Source organism: Pullulanibacillus camelliae, assembly GCF_014642655.1.
GTDB lineage: Bacteria > Bacillota > Bacilli > Bacillales > Sporolactobacillaceae > Pullulanibacillus > Pullulanibacillus camelliae.
Genome location: NZ_BMIR01000019.1, coordinates 1 through 21,400 on the forward strand (window position 1 = coordinate 1; position 21,400 = coordinate 21,400).

Below are 21,400 nucleotides of genomic sequence, written 5' to 3' on the forward strand. Positions count from 1 at the left end.
ATCTTTCATCACATCACCTACTTGATGAAGAATCGTCAACGTCGTTTTCCCTTATCGTATCAACGGTTTGCGACCATTGTAAAGATGTTTTGTCACGGATTCAGGAAACAACTATTTTATACAAAAAGTGGTATTTAAAATAAGAAAAACCGGGCGAAGAGCATGCCCGGTCCTTGTCCTTAGTATTGAGCATCAGCCAATATGAAAGAGGCTTCGTTGCCTGGTCAAGTGGATGGGAGCGCAAGGCGCGAGACTCGGAACACTCTAAAATCGTGTGTTCCGTGGGCGCTGCTGACTCATGAAGCGGAGACTAGAGTCCTGCGGGAAGTGGGAGATCGGTAAGACCTTAGCAGTGCGAAGGCGCGAGGAGGCTTACCACGCCTCCACGGAAAGCGAGCGGCCTGGAGCGGAAATCCGCACCGTCCTCATGATTAGAAATTTTATACTTTCTGATCTTTGAACAAATCTGCGAGGCAAGCCTATGAATCCAGGTGAGGCGTGGCACAAGACAGAGGTAAGAGAACAAATACCAGTTTCAACGCAACAAAAGCCCTAGGCATTTTAACAAATGCCTCAACCCAAATAACAAATAATACGCGAAGTGAACAAATAGAGAACAAAACCACGGGGCAAGTTTCCGAATTCAGGGGTGAGCGCAACAAAAGCACATCTCAACTTAACAAAAGGCCAGTCCCTCTTAACAAAAACCTCGATCAAAATAACAAATAAAGCTTGAAATTTCCGAATAGAGAACGAATCCACGTGATAAGTTTCCGAATCAGGATCTGGACGCAACAAAAGGCTGAGGTAAGTTAACAAAAGCCAGTTTCAAAGAAACAAAAGACAGAAGCCTTTTAACACATCCCAAGTATAACGTAACAAATCAAAGCCGAAGTGAACAAATGGCGAGCAACCGGGGTCAAGCTTTCGAGTCCAAAGGTGAGCATAACAACAGGCTGAGTTAAAATAACACATTCTGTTTCAAAGAAACAAAGATATAGGCTTTTTAACACATGCCATTAGTTATCATTAAAAAACTGGGGGCCCTCCCCAGCTTAGTGATCATGTCGGATTAACTTTGATCCCCAATTCATTCTTAATAACCACTGATGTAAAATAAACTCAACGATGGTGATGAGAATCGTCGTGACAATGGCGCCGCCAATGCCTATAAAAGCATCGTCAAACAGCATGGTTCCGAAATATAATACACATAGTGTAATGACAAAATCTAGGATGGTGGTTATCCATAAAGTGCCTTTTGTGAACATCAGCCATTCAACAGAGTAATTAATCAAGGCGATAAAAACGCCTATTATAATGGCTTCATAAATCGCTCCGAATTGAATGGAATAAGGACTAATCGCATCACTGGCTATAATAATGACTGAGGTTAGTATGAGCTTTAAAAGTAAATTAATCATGAGCGTATCCCCTTTTTTTCATGTTCTTTTAATCCTTTTAAGACTTGGGCAAAAGGCTGTTTGTTTTTGACCTCAAAAAAATGGGCAAAAGGGCAGCCTTGACGTTCTAATCGTTCCTCTATGCGTTCTAGAGGGAAATCCTTTGGACTAAGACGCGTGTTGACTTCATGCCAAAAGAGTGGTGTTGCGACTAATGCTTCGTCATTGCCACGCACAGCGTAGGGAGAAATGATCGTTTTTCCTTCCGCATGTTGAATATAGTCGACATATAGGCGCTGGCCCCGATTTTTCTTCAATCGTTCCGTTGTAAACATATCCGGCTTAATTTCAGTTAAATAGTGAGCAACAAAGGTTGTAAAAAGTCGAGTATCCTCATAGGTAAAGCTGTTTTCAGGTAAGGGAAGATAGAGCTGTAAACCTTTATTGCCTGATGTTTTAACAAAGGAGACCAGTTCAAGCTTGTCAAACACTTCTTTTAACAAAAGGGCTGCTTCAATCGCCATTGGAAATTCATTCTGTGATGGTGGATCTAAATCAATCATGATTTCTGACGGGCCTTGGCTTTGTACGGTTTGAAATGGAATATGAATTTCAAAGGCCAACTGATTGGCGAGCCATAGGAGTGTTTCAAGTCCATTTCCAATGATATAGTCAATCCCGTCAATACCCTTTGTGTGAATAAAGTCTGGGGCATAATCCGGACAATTTTTTTGAAAAAAGGCCTCTCCATCTGCGCCATGCGGATACCTTAATAAAGTGAGTGCGCGCTGGTGAAGAAAGGGGAGCATGTATGGTGAGACGGTATGGATATAGTGAAGATAATCGGCTTTTTTAAGTCCCTTTTTTGGCCACAGTGGCTTATTAAGGCTGGTGAGAGTTAACGTCACGCCGTTGATTTCGATAGGATGCTCATCCTGTGTTGCCATTGCCATCACCCTTAAGGTTTTAGTGTTTCTGATAGGTTTTGTTAAACCGAAGGAATTATACTTCTTGTGTGTATGAAATAGAGGTCCTAACAGAAAATAATGGCATATACAATGGAAATTGAAAGAAGGCGGACCTTATCGAGATACACCCGATTATTCCTTTTGAACCGATAAGTACAGATACAATTCCCAAAGGTGAGAATTGGATTGCACAAATCAAATGGGATGGTGTTCGAATACTCACCTACTATGATGGAACGCGCGTCCAGTTATTTAATCGAAAAAAACGTGAACGTACGGAGCATTATCCTGAACTGCATAATGTCAAATCATTTTGTCACGCTGATGCGGTCATTTTAGATGGTGAAATGATCGCGTTGGGAGCCGATGGTAAACCTTCCTTTCATGAAGTCATGCGCCGGGATGGTTTGCGTCGATTGGAAAGAGTCAAATATGTCAAAAAAGATGTTCCAATCTCTTATATGGTTTTTGACATATTATTTTACAATGGACAATGGATCACTGATTGGCGCTTACAGGAAAGATTGGATTTATTAAATAAAATCCTTGTTCCCAACGATCACATCCATCTGGTCTCGTCCCATCCAAGCCGTGAGATTCATAGCGTGTTTGAAGTAGTGCAACAACATGGCATGGAAGGGATCGTCATGAAAGATCTTAAAAGCCCCTATTTTATCAATGAGAAAAATGATCGTTGGCAAAAGAAAAAAAACTATAAGGATTTGATTGGAGTGGTTGGGGGGATCACTTTGCGCGATAACGTTGTAAATGCCTTATTGCTCGGGCTATATGACAGTGAGGGAAACCTTTGGTATATCGGACATGCAGGGACAGGAAAATTAAAGCAATCAGAGTGGCGACACTTTACGCGAACCATTCTGCCTTTTATTATTGAAACGCGCCCCTTTATTAACCAGCCTGATCGTCATGAAGAGGCCATTTGGGTTTCCCCGGTCATAACCGTTAAAATCCAATATATCGAGTGGAAGGAGGGGCGCTCAGTAAGACAACCAAGTATTCAAGCTTTTGTCGATGTTCCCCCCAATGAATGTCTTTTGCCAGAAAGGATATAAGCAAAGAAAAATCCATGGGACTACAGTCTTCTCATTCAAGATAGATAACAGTGCAAGTGTACTTGGCACTGCGATATGATGTAAGCGTTTGTTTAGACAGGAATAGACTTAGGCTTTTATAATTAATGTAAGCTTGAGTTAGAATGTAATGGTCCAAAAGGCAAGAAGATGTCAATATCAGTGGGACAAGGAGGAGAAGTGAACGTTGAGAATACTTGTTTTGGGTGGCACGCAATTTTTTGGACGGCGTTTGGTGCATTTATTACTTGACGAAGGGCATGATGTGACGATTGCAACGAGAGGACAGTCTCCTGATGATTTTGGTGATGCGGTGACAAGAATCAGGGTTGATCGGACAGAGCGAGAAGCGATGATCAAGGCCTTTGCGGATCAATCCTATGATGTGATATACGATCAAATTTGTTTTAATCCTAGAGAGGCGAAAATTGCTGTTGATGTGTTTGCTGACCGTGTGAAGCGTTATATATTGACCTCGAGTATGGCAGTGTATAAGCATAAGGATGGAGAGCTTGTGGAAGAGGATTTCTTACCTGAGCAGTATCCCTATGATCTTGAGGCACATGCTTATACGTATGCAGAAGGGAAGCGGCAGGCAGAAGCCTATTTTTACCAAAAAGCTGCCTTTCCAGTAGTGGCGGTGCGTGTAGCAATGGTTGTCTCTGGTACAGATGACTTTACGGGACGCTTTGACTATTACGTGTCGCATGTTGCCACTGAAGCTTCGATTGGAGTTTTTAGTACGGAGCATCCGATCTCCTATGTGACGGCATGGGATATTGCTGAATTCCTCAAGTTCATGGGGATTGAATCAGACTTTGTTGGTCCAATCAATGGGAATAACAGCGGGCACTTAAGCATTCAAATGCTTTGTCAGAAGATCGGAGAATGTCTTGGCAAGGAACCTATTTTTCATGTGGGAACACATGAAGACAAAACATTGTCTCCTTATGCGATGTTCACCTATGATTGGAGATTATCCAATGACAGGGCAGCAGCGCTCGGTTTCCATTTTCCGGCGATTGTCGATGTGCTTCCTTCTATGGTCAAGGAGAGTGCGGAAAGATTGGGATTATCCTAGCCAAGTGCATATGAAAAACCGGGTTTAAATGTGTACCGGTCCTTGTCTAGGCATTAGAGCATCATCAGATATGGAAGAGGCTTCATTGCAAGGTTAAGTGGATGGAAGCCCAAGGCGTGAGAGATTTGGAACACTCTAAAATCGTGTGTTCCTCGAGTGCCGTTGACTCACGATGCGATACTAGAGTCCTTCGAGAAGTGGGAAATCAGTAAAACCTCGCAGCGCGCAGCGTGAGGAGCTTACTACTTTCCTGCGGAAAGCGGGCTGCCTGGAGTGGAAGCGTCACGATCCACGCCATTAACACCCAAAATGTTAGACTTCCTTATTATTTAAAAAAGCCCCATGTTGGGGCTTTTTATTCTGAACCCGCCTTTTTCTTTTTTAAGGAGGTCTTTGCCGTTTTTTTCGTTTTGTCTTGCTTAGGCTGTTTCTTGCTTGTTTTTGAGGTTTGGATACTCGCTTCTAAAGCTGATAAGAGGTCCACAACATTTTGGCGTTCTGGCGCCTTTTCGGTATGAATGATATCATTACCAGCGATCTTCGCTTGAATCATCTCCTCAACGGCTTCTCGGTAATCATCGACATATTTTTCTGGCTCGAAGTCTGCTGTTAATTGCTCAATAAGATGCTTGGCAGTATCAAGCTCCTTTTCATTGACTTCGCCAACTTGATTAAGCCCAGGGACTTGGTCGATTTGTCGCACTTCATCAGGATAAAAAATTGTCTCAAGCAAGAGCCCATTTTGATACACTCTCACCACGGCAAGATGACTTTTGGAATGTAAAGTGATTTTGGCTAAACCAATCTTATTTGTATCCGCCATCGCTCGTTTAAGGAGGCTATAAGCTTTTTCGCCATTCTCATTTGGCCCAATAAAATAAGATTTATTATAAAAAATGGGATCCACCTCATGAAGGTCTACAAAATCAAGAATTTCCACTGAACGGCCGGCCTCGCCCTTGATTTCCTTTATTTCTTCTTCAGAAACCTTTACAAATTGTCCCGGCTCGTATTCGTAGCCCTTAATGATTTCGCTTGCTTCAATTTCCCGTTCACACGTTGGGCAAAATTTTTGGTAGCGAATGGGCGTCTCACATTTATCGTGTAAAGAGCGAAAATGCACATCCTTTGATTCCGTTGCTGCATAGAGTTTGATCGGTATATGAACGAGGCCGAAGCTGATTGAACCCTTCCACATCGTATGCATTGCATCATTCCTCCATCTCTGTTTTTTCTAGTGTGACCTTTTCTTTTAAAAACTATTGATCAAGATATTCTGAAATGGCTCCTTCGCTTTTTGAGAACACTTTGATCGAGAAAAACAGGAAACTGCAAATGCTGAAGCTTGTCTCATCAGCTCAGGCAAAATGGCGGATTCTTCGGGATGCATGAATAAGTGTGTTTCTTTATTCTTTTTTTACCGCGGAATAAGCGAGGCGCGCGTCTTACTTAGAAGGAGAAAAGATGATTCGTGCTTGTTCATTTGAAGACATTGCTACACGTTTTGATCCATTGATTAAGAAATGGCTTATCAGCTATCAGCAGTTAAGGGACTATGATGAAATGTATCAAATCGCTTTAATTGCGCTATGGGAAGCAGTTCAACAGTTTGACCCAAAGAAAGGGGCTTTTCCAGCCTATGCTGCGTTAATGGTGAGAGGAAAGCTACTCACAGAAATCAAAAGAAAAAAGCGCTATGCTTCGCGCCATCTCTTCTTTGAGACGTTTCCAGAATTTCCAATTGTTCAAGAGGTAGACACCTTAGAAGTGGGAGCTTTTCAATACATGACCTGGTTAAGCGATCGGGAAAGATTATGGATAAAGGAAGCGGTGCTGAGGGATAAAGAGACAGCTATTATTGCAGCAGAACAGGGAGTTACGATGGATACGGTTCGTTCATGGAAGAAGGCCGCTCTTGCCAAACTGAAAAAAAGATTAAAGACAGAAGCTTAATAGGCGTATTTATCCGCTTGGGTTTTGGAGAGGGTCTGATTGGGAACAGTATAAAAATAGAGTTTTCTAAAAGGAGTTTATAGGGTATGTATAATGAAGTGAAAATCACAGCAATCGTGATCGGTGGGGCTATCCTTAACGCCATAGCTCTTAATTTTTTCCTGATTCCTGCCCATGTCCTATCCAGCGGATTTACTGGAGTGGCGCAATTTATCTCGACACTTATTCATGAATATACTTCCTATTCCATTGGAACTGGGGTATTGTTATTCCTTCTCAATATTCCTGTCGCCTATTTAGGCTGGACGAGAGTGGGGCGACGCTTTACAATTTACAGTCTTTTAAGCGTTGTAACGACAATGGTCGTTCTTGAGATCATTCCTGTGCATGCTCTAACGGATAACATTATACTGAATGCTGTCTTCGGTGGGGTTGTCAGTGCAATTGGTGTTGGTTTTACGTTGAAATATGGGGCGTCTACAGGGGGAATGGATATCATTGCCATGATTCTTTCACGTATGAAGGATCGGCCGATCGGTATTTATTTTCTGGTGCTTAACGGTTTAATCGTCCTGGCTGCTGGTTTCTTTTTTGGCTGGGAAAAAGCACTCTATACATTGGTGACACTCTATGTCACATCAAGAGTGATTGATACCATCCACACCCGTTATGCTAAAGTAACAGCCATGATTATCACAGATAATGGGCCAACGCTCTCAAAGGCGATTCATGATCAAATGGTCCGGGGGATCACCCGAATTTCTGCCAAAGGGGCTTTTACTGAAAAGGATAAAGAGCTTCTCATGATTGTTATCACAAGATATGAGCTCTATACATTAGAACAGGTAATCAAAGCAACCGATCCTAATGCGTTTACAAATATTGTTGAAACCGCTGGGATATTTGGCTTTTTCCGGACAAGTGATTAAACAAAAGGCCGGCTCCCATCATCTTTTAATGACTTTTGGAGTCGGCTGCTTCACCATATGGGCGATAACTCGATGTGTCTTTATAATTTAAACCGTTTTTCTTAGTCAGAAAAGTTTTCGAATACGGCTTCAATCTGTGGCAATAAGTTGTCCCATTCTGCATCAAATGTTTTGTTCACTGTAATAAAATCATCATACCCAAATAAATTATCAACACCCTCAAGTGCAAGAAGCTGCTGTGCCAAGGGATTGTCCACTTGTTCACCTTGTTTGACAATTAATCGGTCATTAAACAACTGTCTGGGTGCAGTAAATTTCATTGCGTTTGGGTTGGGGGTTCTATCAACTCGTACATGAATTCCCATTTTACCTCTCCTTTATTCAATCCTACATAAGTTCTAGGAGACAGACTCCTTCTATCGGTATTTTACATGATTCATTCTGAGAAGTACAATTCTAGTTTAGAAGGTGAAGCCATAGCGCTGTGAGACGATCTCATAAAAACCTAGTGAGTTGTAAATGTGCTTGGTCACAGAATTATTGACACCCGTTTCAAGTTCAATGGCTTTTATGTTTTCTTGTTCCGCTAAATGAATGATATGCAGCAGTAGTTTTTTGCCAATCCCGCGGTTTCTGTATTCATTATGCACATAGAGCTCATTGAGCCAAAGGTAACGACCGCCAGCTCGAAGGTTGACACCGATGTTTAAAAAGGCGAGGCCATAGATGATGTCATTTTCCTCCGCAACAATAATCTTTGAGCAGTTATGCGTTTCGATAGCAAGATTAATGACATCCAGTGCTGATTGGAAAGAGGCTTCATCTTTATTTATAGAAATCTGTTGCATAAATAAGTCCGCAATGCGTTGCTTTCTAGAGTAATCAATATCATGAGTCACCTCATAAATCTTCATCAGGTCACCTCCCAACGTGCTTTATAAAATGTATTAGGCTAAGAGTGTTTTTTCTAAATAGTCCGCGATACCCTCTTCATCATTGGAAGAGGTGACAGCATTTGCGATTGCTTTTAATGCTGAAATGGCGTTGCCCATCGCTACACCTTGACCTACATATTGTAACATTTCAATGTCGTTATCTTCATCACCGAAAGCAATCATTCTTTCCTTAGGAATGCCATAATAAGCGGCTGTCTTTTCAATACCAATGGCCTTGTTTATTCCACGCTTAATAATTTCGATGATATGCGTTGGGTATCCCCAAGAGCGTTGTTCAATGGCATTCGCATGTTCTGTATCTAAGGCATTAATAAGTTTGTCAATTTTTTGTTCATTGGTTTGTAAGAGAACACTTGTCGGTCCTTGCGTTAAGTGGTCTTGAATCGGGCCGTATGTAATGTTTGGATTGCCAATTCGAACGAGATCAGTTAACAATGGATCAGGATTATTGATGAAGACCTCATCCTTGACTTCGACAACGACATTTTTCAATTGATAGCTCTGACAGGTACTCATGATATCATGAAATGTTTTAAAGTCCAATGGGCTATGATAGACGCCCCAGTTTGGATCTAAGGGATGATGAATATATGCCCCATTAAAGTTAACAATCGGAGTGTCTAATTGTAAGGCATGATAGTATTCTTGACTTGCTCGAAAAGGTCTTCCGGTAGCAATCATGACCTTGTGACCAGCTTTTATCACCCTGCCAAGAGTTTCTTTTGTTTTAGGGCTAATGGTTTTGTCAGATGTTAATAAGGTGCCATCCAAATCTAAAGCAATCAAGTATTGGTTCATCACGGTATCCTTTCTGATCAACGTTTCAGTCTTTTTATACGTTCAGATTGCCTGAAAGGTATAAAACCCCCTCAAGGACTTTATTATAACAAAGTGACAAGGCGTTTTGATAGGTCATGGGATCAGTGAAATGCTACAATGTGGTCTATATATGACATCGATTTCAAGTACGTAAGAAAAAATGAGGTGAAAAGATGCAGGTTATTGAGGAGTTAACAAGTGCTGGTATTCCCGCTTTACATATTGTTGATAAGGAATATGTGGATCAACCGTTGCCTTTCATCATCTTTTGGCACGGCTGGACGAGCTGGAAGGAAGCTTATCTCCACTATGCCTATCTCGCTGCAAAAGAGGGGTTTCGAGTTATTTTGCCTGATGCTTTAGGGCATGGGGAACGCCTGCACGAGCTTAGTGAACAAGAACGCCAGTATGGCTTTTGGCAAATTGTTCTGCAAAATATAAAGGATACGGAGCTTATTAAGGAGGATTTTGAGCATAAAGGGTTGATTCTGGATCAAAGAATTGCCGTCGCTGGAGTTTCTATGGGAGCAATCACAACGCTTGGCTGCCTTAAGGCTTTCGATTGGATCAAGGTGGCGGTCTCATTAATGGGAACGCCGAATTATCAAGGTTTTGCTGACCACCTGCTGACCGCATTCACTAAAGAAGGGGTGGCGCTTCCTTATAACGATGAACAGATTAAGACAATGATAGCTGCATTAGCCCCTTATGATTTGAGCCAAGCACCTGAGAAGATAAATCAGCGCCCCTTGCTTTTTTGGCATGGTAAGCTTGATCCAGTTGTTCCCTATGCGGATTCCTACCAATTTTATAAACAATTAAAGGCAAGTGGTCATCCCAATGTAGAATATTGGTTAGAGGATAAAGCGGGTCACAAGGTGTCAAGGCAAGGCATGCTCCACTATGCCAATTGGCTAAAAGAACATCTATAAAGATGAGCAAAGACTCTTTAATTTTTTAAGGAGTCTTTTTTGCTATTAGAAGCTATAAATGCACTGCTGTTATATATGAAAGAAAGAGATAAGCTGCAGGTTGGATTGTCGTCTTTGAGGCTTGGCGACACCCTCAGTGTTTGATTTGGAAAAATCATGTTTGGCTGTGCATAGCGAAGCAGTAGAGTATAAGCCAAGTTTTTCTAATGAAGAGAAATTCGTCTCACCGTTTGGGCTGGCTTATGTCTATTTATTATTTGAAAAGGGGGTGAAGACATGGCTACGAGTCAACTTCAACAATCGAGCATGGCGCTTATGTTGGATGGCGGAATGAATGAAAAAGGCGATGCGGTTAAGCTAAGAAAGAGTTTTAACAATGTGAAATCAGAAGCAACTGCTGATCAGCTTTACGCCATCGCCACATCGTTAGCTGCTCTTCAACAGCATGATTTGCTTTCAATTGAGCGAGCGGATACTTCAGAAATTCAGCAATCCTAATCTTAAAGGCACGGTAAAGGATGAGAAGGGAGGGAAACGGATGGCTAAAACCTTAGAGCTTTTATTTGAAAATGCAGAGGGGAAAACAGTGCGTTATGCGTTAAATGATCCCGTTGAACCCGTCAATGAAGCGAATGTTAATGCTGCAATGGATGATATTGTGAAACAAAATGCTTTATCATCATCAGGCGGCGACCTTATCAAAAAGAAAAGCGCACGAATTGTTGAGCGCAATGTAACAGAAATTGAACTCAGCTAGCGTGTAAAAGGAAGGGATTTCCCTTCCTTTTTGCACTATCAGAAGGCATAAAATCTGCACTAACGGCGTTATATAAGGTGGACGCTTAAGTAAAACGTTTTTTCACCATTCAGATTGGGTGAAAGCCTGAGTGTGATTTGAACATCACATCAGGTGTGTAAGCGCAGCAATACAAACCAAGTTTTTTAATAGTTGGCGTATGGGTTCGTTTTTTAAAGAAGGAGGTTGGCACATGGTTGAGTGGCTCAATATGGTCAAGGATGTCGGATTTCCCATCGTTGTGACCCTTTATTTGCTTTATCGAATTGAAGGCAAGCTAGATGAATTAAATCAATCGATTTTGGCTTTACCTGCGAAGCTTAACGATCGGCAGCTTCAGCCTTCCGACACTGAGAAGAACAGCGCTTCTTAAATTTATCATAAAAAATTCATGCATAACGGTTTATTGAAAGGAGCGTAGCGGTTATACTATAAGAAATAGTGATGGAAGGGGGAGAGCGTATGTCCCAATTAGATGAAAAAAGAATGCGTGACGAAATCGCTGAAGCCTTAGAAGAAGTGATAGATCCCGAACTAGGTATTGACATTGTCAATCTTGGTCTTGTATATGGTGTAGATGTAGATGAAAACGGTGATGTCATGGTAACGATGACGTTAACCGCTATGGGCTGTCCATTAGCAGGAACCATAGAGCACGAAGTTCGTGCGGCACTTGCTCCAATAGAAGGTGTCAATAGTGTAGAAGTCAATATTGTTTGGAGTCCACCATGGTCAAAGGATAACATGTCACGCTTTGCAAAGATTGCTTTAGGTATTTCTTAATAAAAGTATTTTGAGCATCCTTTTAAGGATGCTTTTATTTTTTTGCACGATCAGAATTTATAGCTTCGCCGGCACTCATAAGGAAGAAAGCATAAGTGTAACTTTGACTTTCGCCCCCTAAGGCTTACGGGCGTTCTTAGTGCGTGCTTTGTAAAAAGCATATCAGGCTGTGCTTAGCGAAGTGGTGAAGGATAAGCTGAGTTTTCTAAAAAGATCAGAAAGTATAAAATTTTTGATCATGAAGGACGGTGCGAATTTCTGCTCCAGGCCGCTCGCTTTCCGCGGGGGAGTGGTAAGCCTCTTCGTGCCTTCGCCCTGCTAAGGTCTTACCGATCTCCCACTTCCCGTAGGAGTCTAGTATCCGCACCATGCGTCAGCAGCGCCCACGGAACACACGATTTTAGAGTGTTCCGAGTCTCGCACCTTGCATTCCCATCCACTTGACCAGGCAATGAAGCCCATTTCATATTGGCTGATGCTCTATACCAAGCAAGGAACGGGCATGCTTTTCGCCCGGTTTTTCTTAATATCGAGAGAATCCATTTATCTGATTATTTTTTTATTTTGATGAAAGGCTTAATGAATCAGGCATTATGGTGGTTGGGAGGGCAACTTTAAAATTTTTTTCTTGAGAAATTCGTCGAAATCAAGTAGTATTGAGAAAGAAACACAATATGTTGTGTGGTGTGATGAATTAAATACTCTATATTGTGATGTCTGAGGTTAAGATGCTGTGGCTTAATAGGGAATCTGGTGAGAATCTAGAACTGCCCCCGCAACTGTAAATGTTGACGAATTGAACAATACCACTGTATAGCTTTTATACGGGAAGGGTTCAATGTAGGATGATAGCATGAGTCAGTAGACCTGTCTTAACTTGAGGTGTTTCAACTTCTTCGGGGAGCAAGAAGGTGGAGCGATGACAACTAAGGGATACGTCTGTTATATGTTTGGTGTGGCTATTCTTTTGATGTTATTGTTTCATCCGCTCTAGGGGTTGCCAGGGCGGATTTTTTATACTAAGAAAGTGTAAAATGTCGCCAAGCGCTGATGGAAGAAATTATAGAAACTTGCAGGCATCCTTAATGTGTATTCACATCAGAAGGATTTACATAATGAAGATTGACAAGCAAGATACTGCTAATTTATGAGTGGCATTTTGGCTTGAATATGCTTTTAAGAGATTTTTAATTTTTTAGGAGGAATGGGTCATGAGTACATATTTACAAAGTGAAGTCGACGCTGTTTTAGAAGGCATAAAACAAATGGCAGATAAATATGCTATTGACGTCTCAGAGCTTGAACAACAATTACATAATTTAAATGGGTCAGCCGATCAGGCCAACCAGCATGCATTATTTTATGCGCTCAATCATATTTCTATGGATCAACCGAACTGGACATTTGCTGCTGCACAATTATATCTTAATGATTTATATGCTGAAGCAGCCGAGCATCGCGGGTATTCAGCGAATCTAAAATACGGTGATTTCTATCAGCTCATCAAAGTGTTGACGGATAAAGGCATTTATTCTACAAGTCTACTAGACACTTATTCAAAGGATGAGATTGACAAATTAGCTCAGGCAATTGATCCGGAATGTGATCGACTTTTCAATTACATAGGACTATTTTTACTTGCAGATCGTTATTTAGCGCGTGATCACGAGAGACAGCTGTATGAGCTTCCCCAAGAGCGCTTTATGGTCATTGCGATGACGCTAATGCAAAAGGAACCGAAAGATAAACGCTTGGCATTGGTTCAGGAAGCTTACTGGGCATTAAGCCACCTGTACATGACTGTGGCGACTCCGACGCTTTCGAATGCAGGGAAAAGCTTCGGCCAGCTCTCTTCCTGCTTTATCGACACGGTGGATGATTCACTAGATGGTATCTATTTGAATAACTGGGACATTGCTCGTCTTAGCAAGGACGGCGGTGGCATCGGCATTTACTTTGGAAAGGTGCGTGCGCTTGGCTCAGATATCAAAAGGTTTAAAGGGAATTCCTCTGGGATTGTCCCTTGGATTCGCTTGATCAATGATACAGCTGTAAGTGTGGATCAATTGGGACAGAGACAAGGGGCGGTTGCCGTTTACCTTGATATATTCCACAAAGATATTATGAACGGTTTTCTTGATTTGAAAACAAACAATGGTGATGAGCGCCGGAAAGCTCACGATATTTTTACGGGTTTATCTGTTCCAGATCTATTTATGGAAAAGCTCCAAGAAGTTGATGAAAATGGAAAAAGCATTGGCGAATGGCATGTCTTTTGTCCTCATCAAGTCAAGCAGGTTATGGGCTGGAAGGACGAAGCGGGAAATCCCCTTGGCTTGGAGGATTTCTATGATGAAACGGATCGTAAATATTTTACAGAGAAATATGAAGAAGCGGTAAATCATCCACTTCTCCCAAGAAAAACATATCGTGCAATGGATATTATGGCACGGGTCATGATCGCTCAGTTAGAAACAGGAACACCTTACATGTTCTACCGTGATGAAGTCAATCGTCAGAATCCCAATAAGCATCTATTAGGTGAAGGGCGCACGGCTATTTTTTGCAGTAATTTGTGCACGGAAATTGCTCAGAATATGTCTGCAACGACCATCGTTAAGGAATATAAGGACGCGGAAGGCAATATTGTTATCGTGCGTAAGCCTGGTGATTTTGTCGTTTGTAATCTTTCTTCTATTAATCTACCAAGAGCTGTGGATGCAGACGTATTAGAACGCCTGATTCCTATTCAAGTGCGCATGCTCGATAATGTGATTGATCTTAATACTATTTCCGTTGGGCAAGCCACTGAGACGAATAAGAAATTTAGAGCGATTGGTTTAGGGACATTTGGCTGGCATCATCTGCTTGCTGTAAAGTCGCTTTATTGGGAATCGGATGAAGCGGTGCGTTATGCAGATGAGCTTTATGAAAACATTGCTTATTTAACGATTCAAGCTTCAATGGAATTGGCGAAGGAAAAAGGAGCTTACAGTCAGTTTGATGGATCAGAATGGCATACAGGCAAATACTTCGATCGCCGGGATTATACAGCGTCTAGATGGCAGAGCTTAAAAAACGCTGTGGCTGAACATGGTGTACGCAATGGTTGGATGATGGCCGTCGCACCAAACTCATCGACTGCTAAGATCGGTGGTTCTACGGATGGAATCGATCCTATTTACGCTGTAGAATATGCCGAGGAAAAGAAAAACTTTAAATTTAAAGTCACAGCCCCAGATCTCGATCATCACACTTATGAATACTATCGCCGTGCGCGTCACATGATTGATCAAGTCTGGAGTATCAAACAAAATGCAGCACGTCAACGCCATGTAGATCAAGCGATCAGCTTTAATCTTTATGTGGTTCATGATATCAAGGCTAAAGAATTGTTAAATCTACACATGGAAGCGTGGAAGCAACGCTTGAAATCAACCTATTATGTGCGCAGCACTTCGCAGGCAGAAATCGAAGAATGTGAAGCATGCATGAGCTAAATCGCATCATTTATTGGAGGGATTAAAGGTGGACGTCATACAACCTTTAAAAAGAATAAAGCTCTTAAACTCGGAATATCCAAATAAATCAACAGGAATCATCAATGGGCAATCCTCTGGATTGCTCAACTGGAATGATATTGCTTATCCGCAAATGTATACATTGTATCAGACGCTCTTGGGCAATTTTTGGAAGGCTCAAGAAATCAATATGCAGGATGATATTAAACAGTGGGATTCGCTGTCTGCACACGAACAAGACATTTTTTTACGTGTAAATACACAGCTTGCTTCATTGGATAGCTTGCAGACACCTACCATGAGCCAAGTGATGGATTATGTCACCGATTCTAGCTTCAAAGCCATCTTTGCCGTTATCTCGCAGCAGGAGGCTGTGCACAATGAATCCTATTCATATATTCTCAGCTCACTTGTGCCTCTAAATGTTCAAAATGAGCGCTTTAATCAAGCCAAAGAGGACCCGATGATTCAAAAGCGCAACCACTTGATTTTGGAGGCCTATGAGAATTTTAGACAGGAGCCAACACCGTTACATCTATTTAAGCTTGCGGTCAATTCCATCAACTTGGAAGGCATTTATTTTTATGCTGGATTTGCTTTCTTTTACAATTTAGCTCGTCAGCAAAAAATGCTGAAAACGAGTACGATGATCAGTTATATTCAAAGAGATGAAATGCAGCATGCTTATTTTATCTCGCAGTTCTTGCGCATCCTCTTAACGGAAAATCCTGAGCTTAACACAGAGGAAAACAGCCAGTATATTTATGATTCCATTGATCGGGCTGTGCAATTAGAAAAGGAATGGGCTCAGGAAATCCTGCAGAACATTGATGGTATTGACCTCAATGAGTTTGGATTATACATCGAATATCTGGCTAACAAGCGTCTAAGACAAATTGGCCTATCCAACCGTTATGAGGAACGCGATAACCCAATGCCTTGGATTCATGTCTTTAGCGATGAAATGATCAACGAAACAAAATCGGATTTCTTTGAGCAAAGATCGCGAACATATACTAAGGTGTCTCAATCCAACGGGTTTGACGAACTATAGGTGTGATGCGTAATGAAGATAGCAATGGTCTATACATCAGTGACGGGAAATACTGAGGCCCTCATGCGCATGATTGAACAGGCTTTTCAAACACAGGGACTACCGGTTGACATTTATCCCATTCACGCCTTTGATCTGGAGAAGTTGCAGCAATGGGATGCCATTATTGTCGGAACCTATAGCTGGGGGAATGGGCATATTCCAAGAGAGATGCGCGCTTTATTTGCAGCCTTTGAGCAGCAAGAAACGCGTGCTGTTGTCACCGCTGTTTTTGGCACAGGCGACAGCTTCTATCCGCATTTTTGCGGAGCTGTGGACCAGTTTCGTGACATGCTCTATGTCCACACTGATCTGGCTGTTACACTTAAGGTTGAACTTTTACCTCAAGAGCAGGATGTCCAGCGCTGCCAGGCCTTTGTAGAGCGCTTAATGACTCGACTTAATCAACATTTAGAGCAAAAATCAATATTTAATTGACATACCGACTACAGTGGGAGTTTCCCACTGTAGTTTTTTAGTGTAAATAAAAGCATGGCTGCAGCTGTTTGTGGCCAGTCTTAGAACCTTTTCTGGGTGAATGAATACACATAAAAGTGTAATGAGTTCTAGGAGGTTTTTGACATGGAAAATCAATATTTTCCACAACAGAATGGGGCTATGAATGACTGGTCACAATATGTGAATCAATCTGTTAAAGTCAGCGCTCTTGATGGAAAGAGCTATGAAGGCATAATGGAGCATATTGACGGAGAACAACTGCATTTACTCATTCCAATTGATATTCCCGCAGAAGACGGCCGTGCTTTTGGTTATCCAGGTGCAGGAGGTTACCCTGGGGCGCCAGGCTACTACGGAGGAGGTTACCCTTCAGGGTATGGGTATACAGGCGGTTATCAAACGGGCTTTGGTTATCCAGGGGGAGGCTACGGCTATCCAGGAGGCTATGGCGGTCCATACGGTCCTTATGGTCTCGGCTATCCAGGACGCCCATTTGGCCGATTGACCTTGCCTCTTGCCGCGTTAACGGCACTGACAGTGATATAGCTGATAGAAAAGCGAAGTGTAGAGGAGATGTGTTTATTTTTCTCTGCACTCTTTTTTTACGATCAGAATAGTAAACCTTCTCTTGTGTGAGCTAGAAAGGAGAGCATAGGTTTGGACTTTAGCTTTCACTACCTGGCACTCAGGAAGCAAGGCTGGATAAGTTTTTAGCGAGCACCCTCGCTGTTTTAAGTCTTCTTTAATATTGAATTCTCTTGTATAAGGATGACGGGCGTCGAACAATCATAAGTATCTACTAAAGTAACTATGGAGTAAGGGGTGTCTTTATGGCTAGGATTTTATTGTTTGGTGGATTAACCTATTGGGGGAGTCAGCTGACCGATCGCTTGCTTGCGGAGGGAAATGAGGTTATTGTACCTTACCATCGCTATGATGAGGAGGCAGTGGAGCGGAGCTTATTGTTTGGACGCAATGCGCTCTTCAAAGAAATTGTACTGGAAAACACAAACAAGACAGAATGGGTGGGGCAAGACCTGAACCCAGATGTGCTCATTCTATTTGATGGGGTTGAACATGAAGAGACTGACTTAATCGTTAACCCGTTTACGAAGTGTATAGCATTCATGGAATCCTTGCAAAAGGTCATTGTTTTATCCCACATTGCTATCTATGGGGCAGAGGAAGGGATTATAGATGAACAAGCAAAGCTCACGCCCAAAACGTCCCTTGGAGAGCGTGCACTGCAATTAGAGTGTTCCATTACCTCTGCCATTAAAAAGGAAGAAACCCACACAAAATCTGTTTTGATTTTAAGAATTCCAGCCTTATCGGACGCGATCACACCCGAATCAAATGATTGCACGCTAATCGATTGCATACATATCCAAGATCTTATCGACGCGATTCAAAAAGGCATGATGGGAACTATTGAGGAAGGTGTGCATGTTATTCAAGTAACCAGTGGAAAATGGTTCTCTGTTAATGGAAAGAGGATATGTTACCCCTATAAAAAAGCTGAGTGCTTATTAGGATTTAAACCCAAATATAGGCCAGTGGATGAATAAAGAAGTAAAGCATGCCAAAAATAAGCATGCTTTACTTCTTAAACAGATTAAATAATGGGCCAAGTTGTTTAATCATCGGTTGTGTTTGATTGATGATCTTGAATACCTTATCAGCCCCACTCATCATTTTGTCAAAATCCCACTTCCCATCCTTATCCAAAAAGCCTTGCATAAACTGTGGCATATTATTTTGCGTCGATTGGTTACTTGCAGATTGTGGCATGTTATTGGGTGGCGTCATAAAAAAAGGTCCGGGAGGTGGGGGACCCCACATTGGATGAAAGGGAGGCTGTTGTTGATTATTATTATTGAGTTGAACCATCACTCATTCCCCCTTATACAATAAAAGACTATTCATAGTACAGTGTATGAAGTTGGAGAATAAGAAGTGTTAAGTAGTGTATGGAAATGGGTGCCGGAAATCGGGTGAGAACGGCCTCGAAGAATCTCTCTTTTTTATACATTAAAGGTTAAGGTCAGCCTTTGGGTTACGCAACCCCCTTCATCTGTGGTCCGAATAGATGCTATTTAGGGTATGGAGAAGCAGTATGAGTTAAGTATAGCTTTTGTAAGAATAGTGCAAATGATACAGAAATTTTAAATATGTTAAACTCATATAGACAAAAAGAAGATTAGAAAGTAATATTAGTAATTATTAGTACCAAGTCATAATTTTTTATAGTTTGGAAGGAGATTGATGAATGAACGCAGGTATTCTTAGCATGGGAAAGTATGTCCCAGAAAAGGTATTAACAAATTTAGATTTAGAAGGAATGGTGGACACGTCGGATGAATGGATTCGGACGCGAACAGGCATTGAAGAACGCAGAGTTGCTGCTGACGATGTCAATACGTCAGATATGGCTTATTTTGCCTCTGTGGAAGCCATAGAAAAAGCACAGATCAATGCCGAAGACATCGATTTAATTCTAGTTGCCACGGTCACACCAGATATGCCTTTTCCTTCTGTTGCCTGCTTGCTTCAAGCGCGACTCGGGGCTAAGAATGCGGCTGCAATGGATATTAGTGCAGCCTGTGCGGGATTTATCTATGGTTTAGTGACGGCAAAACAATATATCGAAAATAAGGTGTATCAAACCATCCTTATTGTAGGTGTGGAAAAGCTTTCTAAAATCACGAATTGGCAGGATCGCAATACTGCTGTATTATTTGGTGATGGGGCTGGTGCGGCCATCATGGGACCTGTTTCTGATGGTAAAGGCATTCTTTCTTTTGAGTTAGGTGCGGACGGCACAAAAGCAAAAGAGTTGTATCAAGAGGGTCCACACATTATGATGAATGGACGTGAGGTATTTAAGTTTGCAGTTCGGCAAATGGGGGAATCTGCTGTTAATGTTGTGGAAAAAGCAGGTTTGAAAAAAGAAGATATTCATTTGCTGGTTCCTCATCAAGCGAACATACGTATAATGGAAGCTTCACGGTTGCGTTTAGAACTTCCAGAGGATAAGGTGATGAAAACCGTTCATAAATACGGCAATACCTCAAGTTCATCCATCCCATTAGCGTTGGCAGATGCCATAGAAGAAGATAAAATGAAAGATGGCGACATTATCGTATGTGTCGGATTTGGTGGTGGTCTCACGTGGGGGGCTGTTGCCATACGTTGGGGTAAATAAGAAAGGGGAAGGTTTTATGAAACGTCGTGTTGTTGTCACTGGTCTTGGTGCGGTGACACCACTCGGTAATGATGTAGAAACAACTTGGAAAAATTTAATTGCTGGGAAGAATGGCGTAGGTAAGTTAACACGTATCGACGCTGAGCTGTTTCCTGCAAAAGTAGCTGGTGAAATTAAAGATTTTGATCCAACACAATTCGTGTCTAAAAAAGATGCGCGTAAAATGGATCGCTTTGCACAATATGCATTAGCAGCAGCAAAAATGGCTGTAGAAGATGCTGATCTGGAGATCAATGAAGCCAATGCACACCGTGTGGGCGTTTGGATTGGCTCGGGAATCGGTGGCATGGAAACCTTTGAAACGCAGCACCGGATTGGGTTAGAAAAGGGATTTAATCGCGTGAGTCCTTTTTTTGTGCCAATGATGATTCCTGACATGGCTTCTGGACAAGTATCCATTCATCTCGGCGCCAAAGGCATTAATTCCTGTACAGTGACCGCTTGTGCTACAGGCACGAATTCCATAGGTGATGCTTTTAAGGCTATCGCGCGTGGAGATAACGACGTCATCATAACTGGAGGAACAGAGGCTCCACTTGTTTCGATGGCTTTTGCTGGGTTTAGCTCTGCTAAAGCACTGTCGTTTAATCCAGACCCTGAGACGGCTTCACGACCATTCGACAAAAATCGTGATGGATTTGTTATGGGCGAAGGGTCAGGTATCCTTGTTTTGGAATCACTTGAATCTGCTCAAGCGCGTGGTGCAAGAATCTATGCAGAAATTGTCGGCTATGGCGCAACAGGGGATGCCTATCATTTAACAGCTGTAGAACCAGGTGGCAGTGGAGCCGCTCGCTCTATGAAGCAAGCTCTTGCAGATGCGGAAATTTCTCCAGAGGCTATTCAATATATCAATGCGCATGGGACAAGCACGGCATTGAATGACTCGAATGAAACTCAAGCGGTTAAAACTGTGTTTGGTGAGCACGCTTATAAGCTTGCAATGAGCTCTACTAAGTCTTCTATCGGCCATCTATTAGGTGCGTCTGGTGGCGTGGAAGCTATTTTTTCTATTCTTGCCATTCAGGATGGAATATTGCCTCCTACGCTTCATTATGAGACACCTGACGAAGCCTGTGATCTTGATGTTGTACCGAACGAAGCGCGGCAAGCAACGGTCGACTATGCGATGAGCAATTCTTTGGGTTTTGGTGGTCACAACGCAACCTTAGTGTTCAAAAAGTATAAGAACTAAATGCGTCATCCCTAGAGGAATGTTTATTCCTTTAGGGATTTTTGACATGCTTTAAGAGAGAATAACATTGGCTAACGTGATAAAATGGATGAGAGTATAGATTCATACATTAGCTTTTAAGCAGCTTGATGTAAAATTTCACATGGCTTTGGAGAC

General features: G+C 42.0%; 23 protein-coding genes and 1 riboswitch. Of the genes, 16 read left to right on the plus strand and 7 right to left on the minus strand.

All coding sequences use genetic code 11. The features are described from left to right. Positions 1-1,055 precede the first annotated feature (1,055 nt). Entirely contained in the window at positions 1,056-1,424 is a 369-nt protein-coding gene (locus IEW82_RS15755; protein ID WP_188696635.1) for a DUF2512 family protein, read from the minus strand. After that, positions 1,421-2,350: a non-homologous end-joining DNA ligase gene (gene ligD, locus IEW82_RS15760; RefSeq protein ID WP_229672692.1), complete on the minus strand. Its 930-nt coding sequence runs from the start codon at positions 2,348-2,350 to the stop codon at positions 1,421-1,423. The genes IEW82_RS15755 and ligD overlap by 4 nt, the downstream gene beginning before the upstream one ends. Before the next feature lie 143 nt (positions 2,351-2,493). Between ligD and IEW82_RS15765 the strand changes: the two genes are divergently transcribed. Both IEW82_RS15765 and IEW82_RS15770 read left to right on the plus strand, forming a co-directional pair. After that, the gene (locus IEW82_RS15765; RefSeq protein WP_188696897.1) at positions 2,494-3,444 is read left to right on the plus strand and encodes an ATP-dependent DNA ligase; all 951 of its coding nucleotides are present in this window, start codon (positions 2,494-2,496) and stop codon (positions 3,442-3,444) included. A gap of 205 nt (positions 3,445-3,649) precedes the next feature. Beyond that, positions 3,650-4,543: an NAD-dependent epimerase/dehydratase family protein gene (locus tag IEW82_RS15770; protein ID WP_188696641.1), complete on the plus strand. Its 894-nt coding sequence runs from the start codon at positions 3,650-3,652 to the stop codon at positions 4,541-4,543. A 355-nt stretch (positions 4,544-4,898) separates the two neighbouring features. On the opposite strand, the gene ku is transcribed toward IEW82_RS15770, so the two are convergent. Further along, positions 4,899-5,750, minus strand: coding sequence for a non-homologous end joining protein Ku (gene ku, locus IEW82_RS15775; RefSeq protein WP_188696644.1), 852 nt, complete (start codon positions 5,748-5,750; stop codon positions 4,899-4,901). A gap of 257 nt (positions 5,751-6,007) precedes the next feature. Between ku and IEW82_RS15780 the strand changes: the two genes are divergently transcribed. Beyond that, positions 6,008-6,496, plus strand: a complete 489-nt coding sequence (locus IEW82_RS15780) for a sigma-70 family RNA polymerase sigma factor (RefSeq protein ID WP_188696647.1) — start codon at positions 6,008-6,010, stop codon at positions 6,494-6,496. 86 nt (positions 6,497-6,582) lie between these two features. Continuing rightward, on the plus strand, positions 6,583-7,425 hold the full coding sequence (locus IEW82_RS15785; RefSeq protein ID WP_188696650.1) for a YitT family protein: 843 nt from the start codon (positions 6,583-6,585) through the stop codon (positions 7,423-7,425). A gap of 101 nt (positions 7,426-7,526) precedes the next feature. Here IEW82_RS15785 and IEW82_RS15790 read toward each other — a convergent pair whose 3' ends face one another. The 3 genes from IEW82_RS15790 to IEW82_RS15800 form a co-directional block, all read right to left on the minus strand. Continuing rightward, on the minus strand, positions 7,527-7,790 hold the full coding sequence (locus IEW82_RS15790; protein WP_188696653.1) for a NifU N-terminal domain-containing protein: 264 nt from the start codon (positions 7,788-7,790) through the stop codon (positions 7,527-7,529). A 96-nt stretch (positions 7,791-7,886) separates the two neighbouring features. Then, positions 7,887-8,339: a GNAT family N-acetyltransferase gene (locus tag IEW82_RS15795; RefSeq protein WP_188696656.1), complete on the minus strand. Its 453-nt coding sequence runs from the start codon at positions 8,337-8,339 to the stop codon at positions 7,887-7,889. Between the two features lie 33 nt (positions 8,340-8,372). Next, positions 8,373-9,179, minus strand: coding sequence for a Cof-type HAD-IIB family hydrolase (locus tag IEW82_RS15800; RefSeq protein ID WP_188696659.1), 807 nt, complete (start codon positions 9,177-9,179; stop codon positions 8,373-8,375). Between the two features lie 194 nt (positions 9,180-9,373). Here IEW82_RS15800 and IEW82_RS15805 point away from each other — a divergent pair, with 194 nt between their 5' ends. The 10 genes from IEW82_RS15805 (at position 9,374) to IEW82_RS15850 (ending at position 18,352) form a co-directional block, all read left to right on the plus strand. Then, positions 9,374-10,132, plus strand: coding sequence for an alpha/beta fold hydrolase (locus IEW82_RS15805; protein WP_188696663.1), 759 nt, complete (start codon positions 9,374-9,376; stop codon positions 10,130-10,132). A gap of 276 nt (positions 10,133-10,408) precedes the next feature. Then, positions 10,409-10,630 (plus strand): DUF1659 domain-containing protein, encoded by a 222-nt coding sequence (locus IEW82_RS15810; protein ID WP_188696666.1) that lies wholly within the window; start codon positions 10,409-10,411, stop codon positions 10,628-10,630. Positions 10,631-10,670: 40 nt separating this feature from the next. Next, positions 10,671-10,889, plus strand: a complete 219-nt coding sequence (locus tag IEW82_RS15815; RefSeq protein ID WP_188696670.1) for a DUF2922 domain-containing protein — start codon at positions 10,671-10,673, stop codon at positions 10,887-10,889. 232 nt (positions 10,890-11,121) lie between these two features. Then, on the plus strand, positions 11,122-11,301 hold the full coding sequence (locus IEW82_RS15820) for a YvrJ family protein (RefSeq protein WP_188696673.1): 180 nt from the start codon (positions 11,122-11,124) through the stop codon (positions 11,299-11,301). An 89-nt stretch (positions 11,302-11,390) separates the two neighbouring features. Beyond that, positions 11,391-11,711, plus strand: coding sequence for a metal-sulfur cluster assembly factor (locus IEW82_RS15825; RefSeq protein WP_188696676.1), 321 nt, complete (start codon positions 11,391-11,393; stop codon positions 11,709-11,711). Positions 11,712-12,420: 709 nt separating this feature from the next. Then, positions 12,421-12,600: riboswitch (cobalamin riboswitch) on the plus strand. Between the two features lie 322 nt (positions 12,601-12,922). Beyond that, entirely contained in the window at positions 12,923-15,211 is a 2,289-nt protein-coding gene (locus IEW82_RS15830; protein WP_188696679.1) for a ribonucleoside-diphosphate reductase subunit alpha, read from the plus strand. 28 nt (positions 15,212-15,239) lie between these two features. Further along, positions 15,240-16,286 carry a ribonucleotide-diphosphate reductase subunit beta gene (locus IEW82_RS15835; protein WP_188696681.1) on the plus strand — a complete coding sequence of 349 codons (1,047 nt, stop codon included), beginning with the start codon at positions 15,240-15,242 and terminating at the stop codon, positions 16,284-16,286. A 12-nt stretch (positions 16,287-16,298) separates the two neighbouring features. Next, positions 16,299-16,763 (plus strand): flavodoxin domain-containing protein, encoded by a 465-nt coding sequence (locus tag IEW82_RS15840; RefSeq protein ID WP_188696684.1) that lies wholly within the window; start codon positions 16,299-16,301, stop codon positions 16,761-16,763. Between the two features lie 144 nt (positions 16,764-16,907). Then, positions 16,908-17,330, plus strand: a complete 423-nt coding sequence (locus tag IEW82_RS15845) for an LSm family protein (RefSeq protein ID WP_188696687.1) — start codon at positions 16,908-16,910, stop codon at positions 17,328-17,330. A gap of 284 nt (positions 17,331-17,614) precedes the next feature. Then, positions 17,615-18,352, plus strand: a complete 738-nt coding sequence (locus IEW82_RS15850) for an NAD-dependent epimerase/dehydratase family protein (RefSeq protein WP_188696690.1) — start codon at positions 17,615-17,617, stop codon at positions 18,350-18,352. Between the two features lie 31 nt (positions 18,353-18,383). Here IEW82_RS15850 and IEW82_RS15855 read toward each other — a convergent pair whose 3' ends face one another. Next, on the minus strand, positions 18,384-18,674 hold the full coding sequence (locus IEW82_RS15855) for a YppG family protein (RefSeq protein WP_188696693.1): 291 nt from the start codon (positions 18,672-18,674) through the stop codon (positions 18,384-18,386). Between the two features lie 379 nt (positions 18,675-19,053). Between IEW82_RS15855 and IEW82_RS15860 the strand changes: the two genes are divergently transcribed. Both IEW82_RS15860 and fabF read left to right on the plus strand, forming a co-directional pair. After that, positions 19,054-19,989 carry a beta-ketoacyl-ACP synthase III gene (locus IEW82_RS15860; RefSeq protein ID WP_188696696.1) on the plus strand — a complete coding sequence of 312 codons (936 nt, stop codon included), beginning with the start codon at positions 19,054-19,056 and terminating at the stop codon, positions 19,987-19,989. Positions 19,990-20,005: 16 nt separating this feature from the next. Next, complete coding sequence (fabF, locus tag IEW82_RS15865) at positions 20,006-21,244, plus strand: beta-ketoacyl-ACP synthase II (RefSeq protein ID WP_188696699.1); 1,239 nt, start codon at positions 20,006-20,008, stop codon at positions 21,242-21,244. The last annotated feature ends 156 nt before the right edge of the window (positions 21,245-21,400 follow it).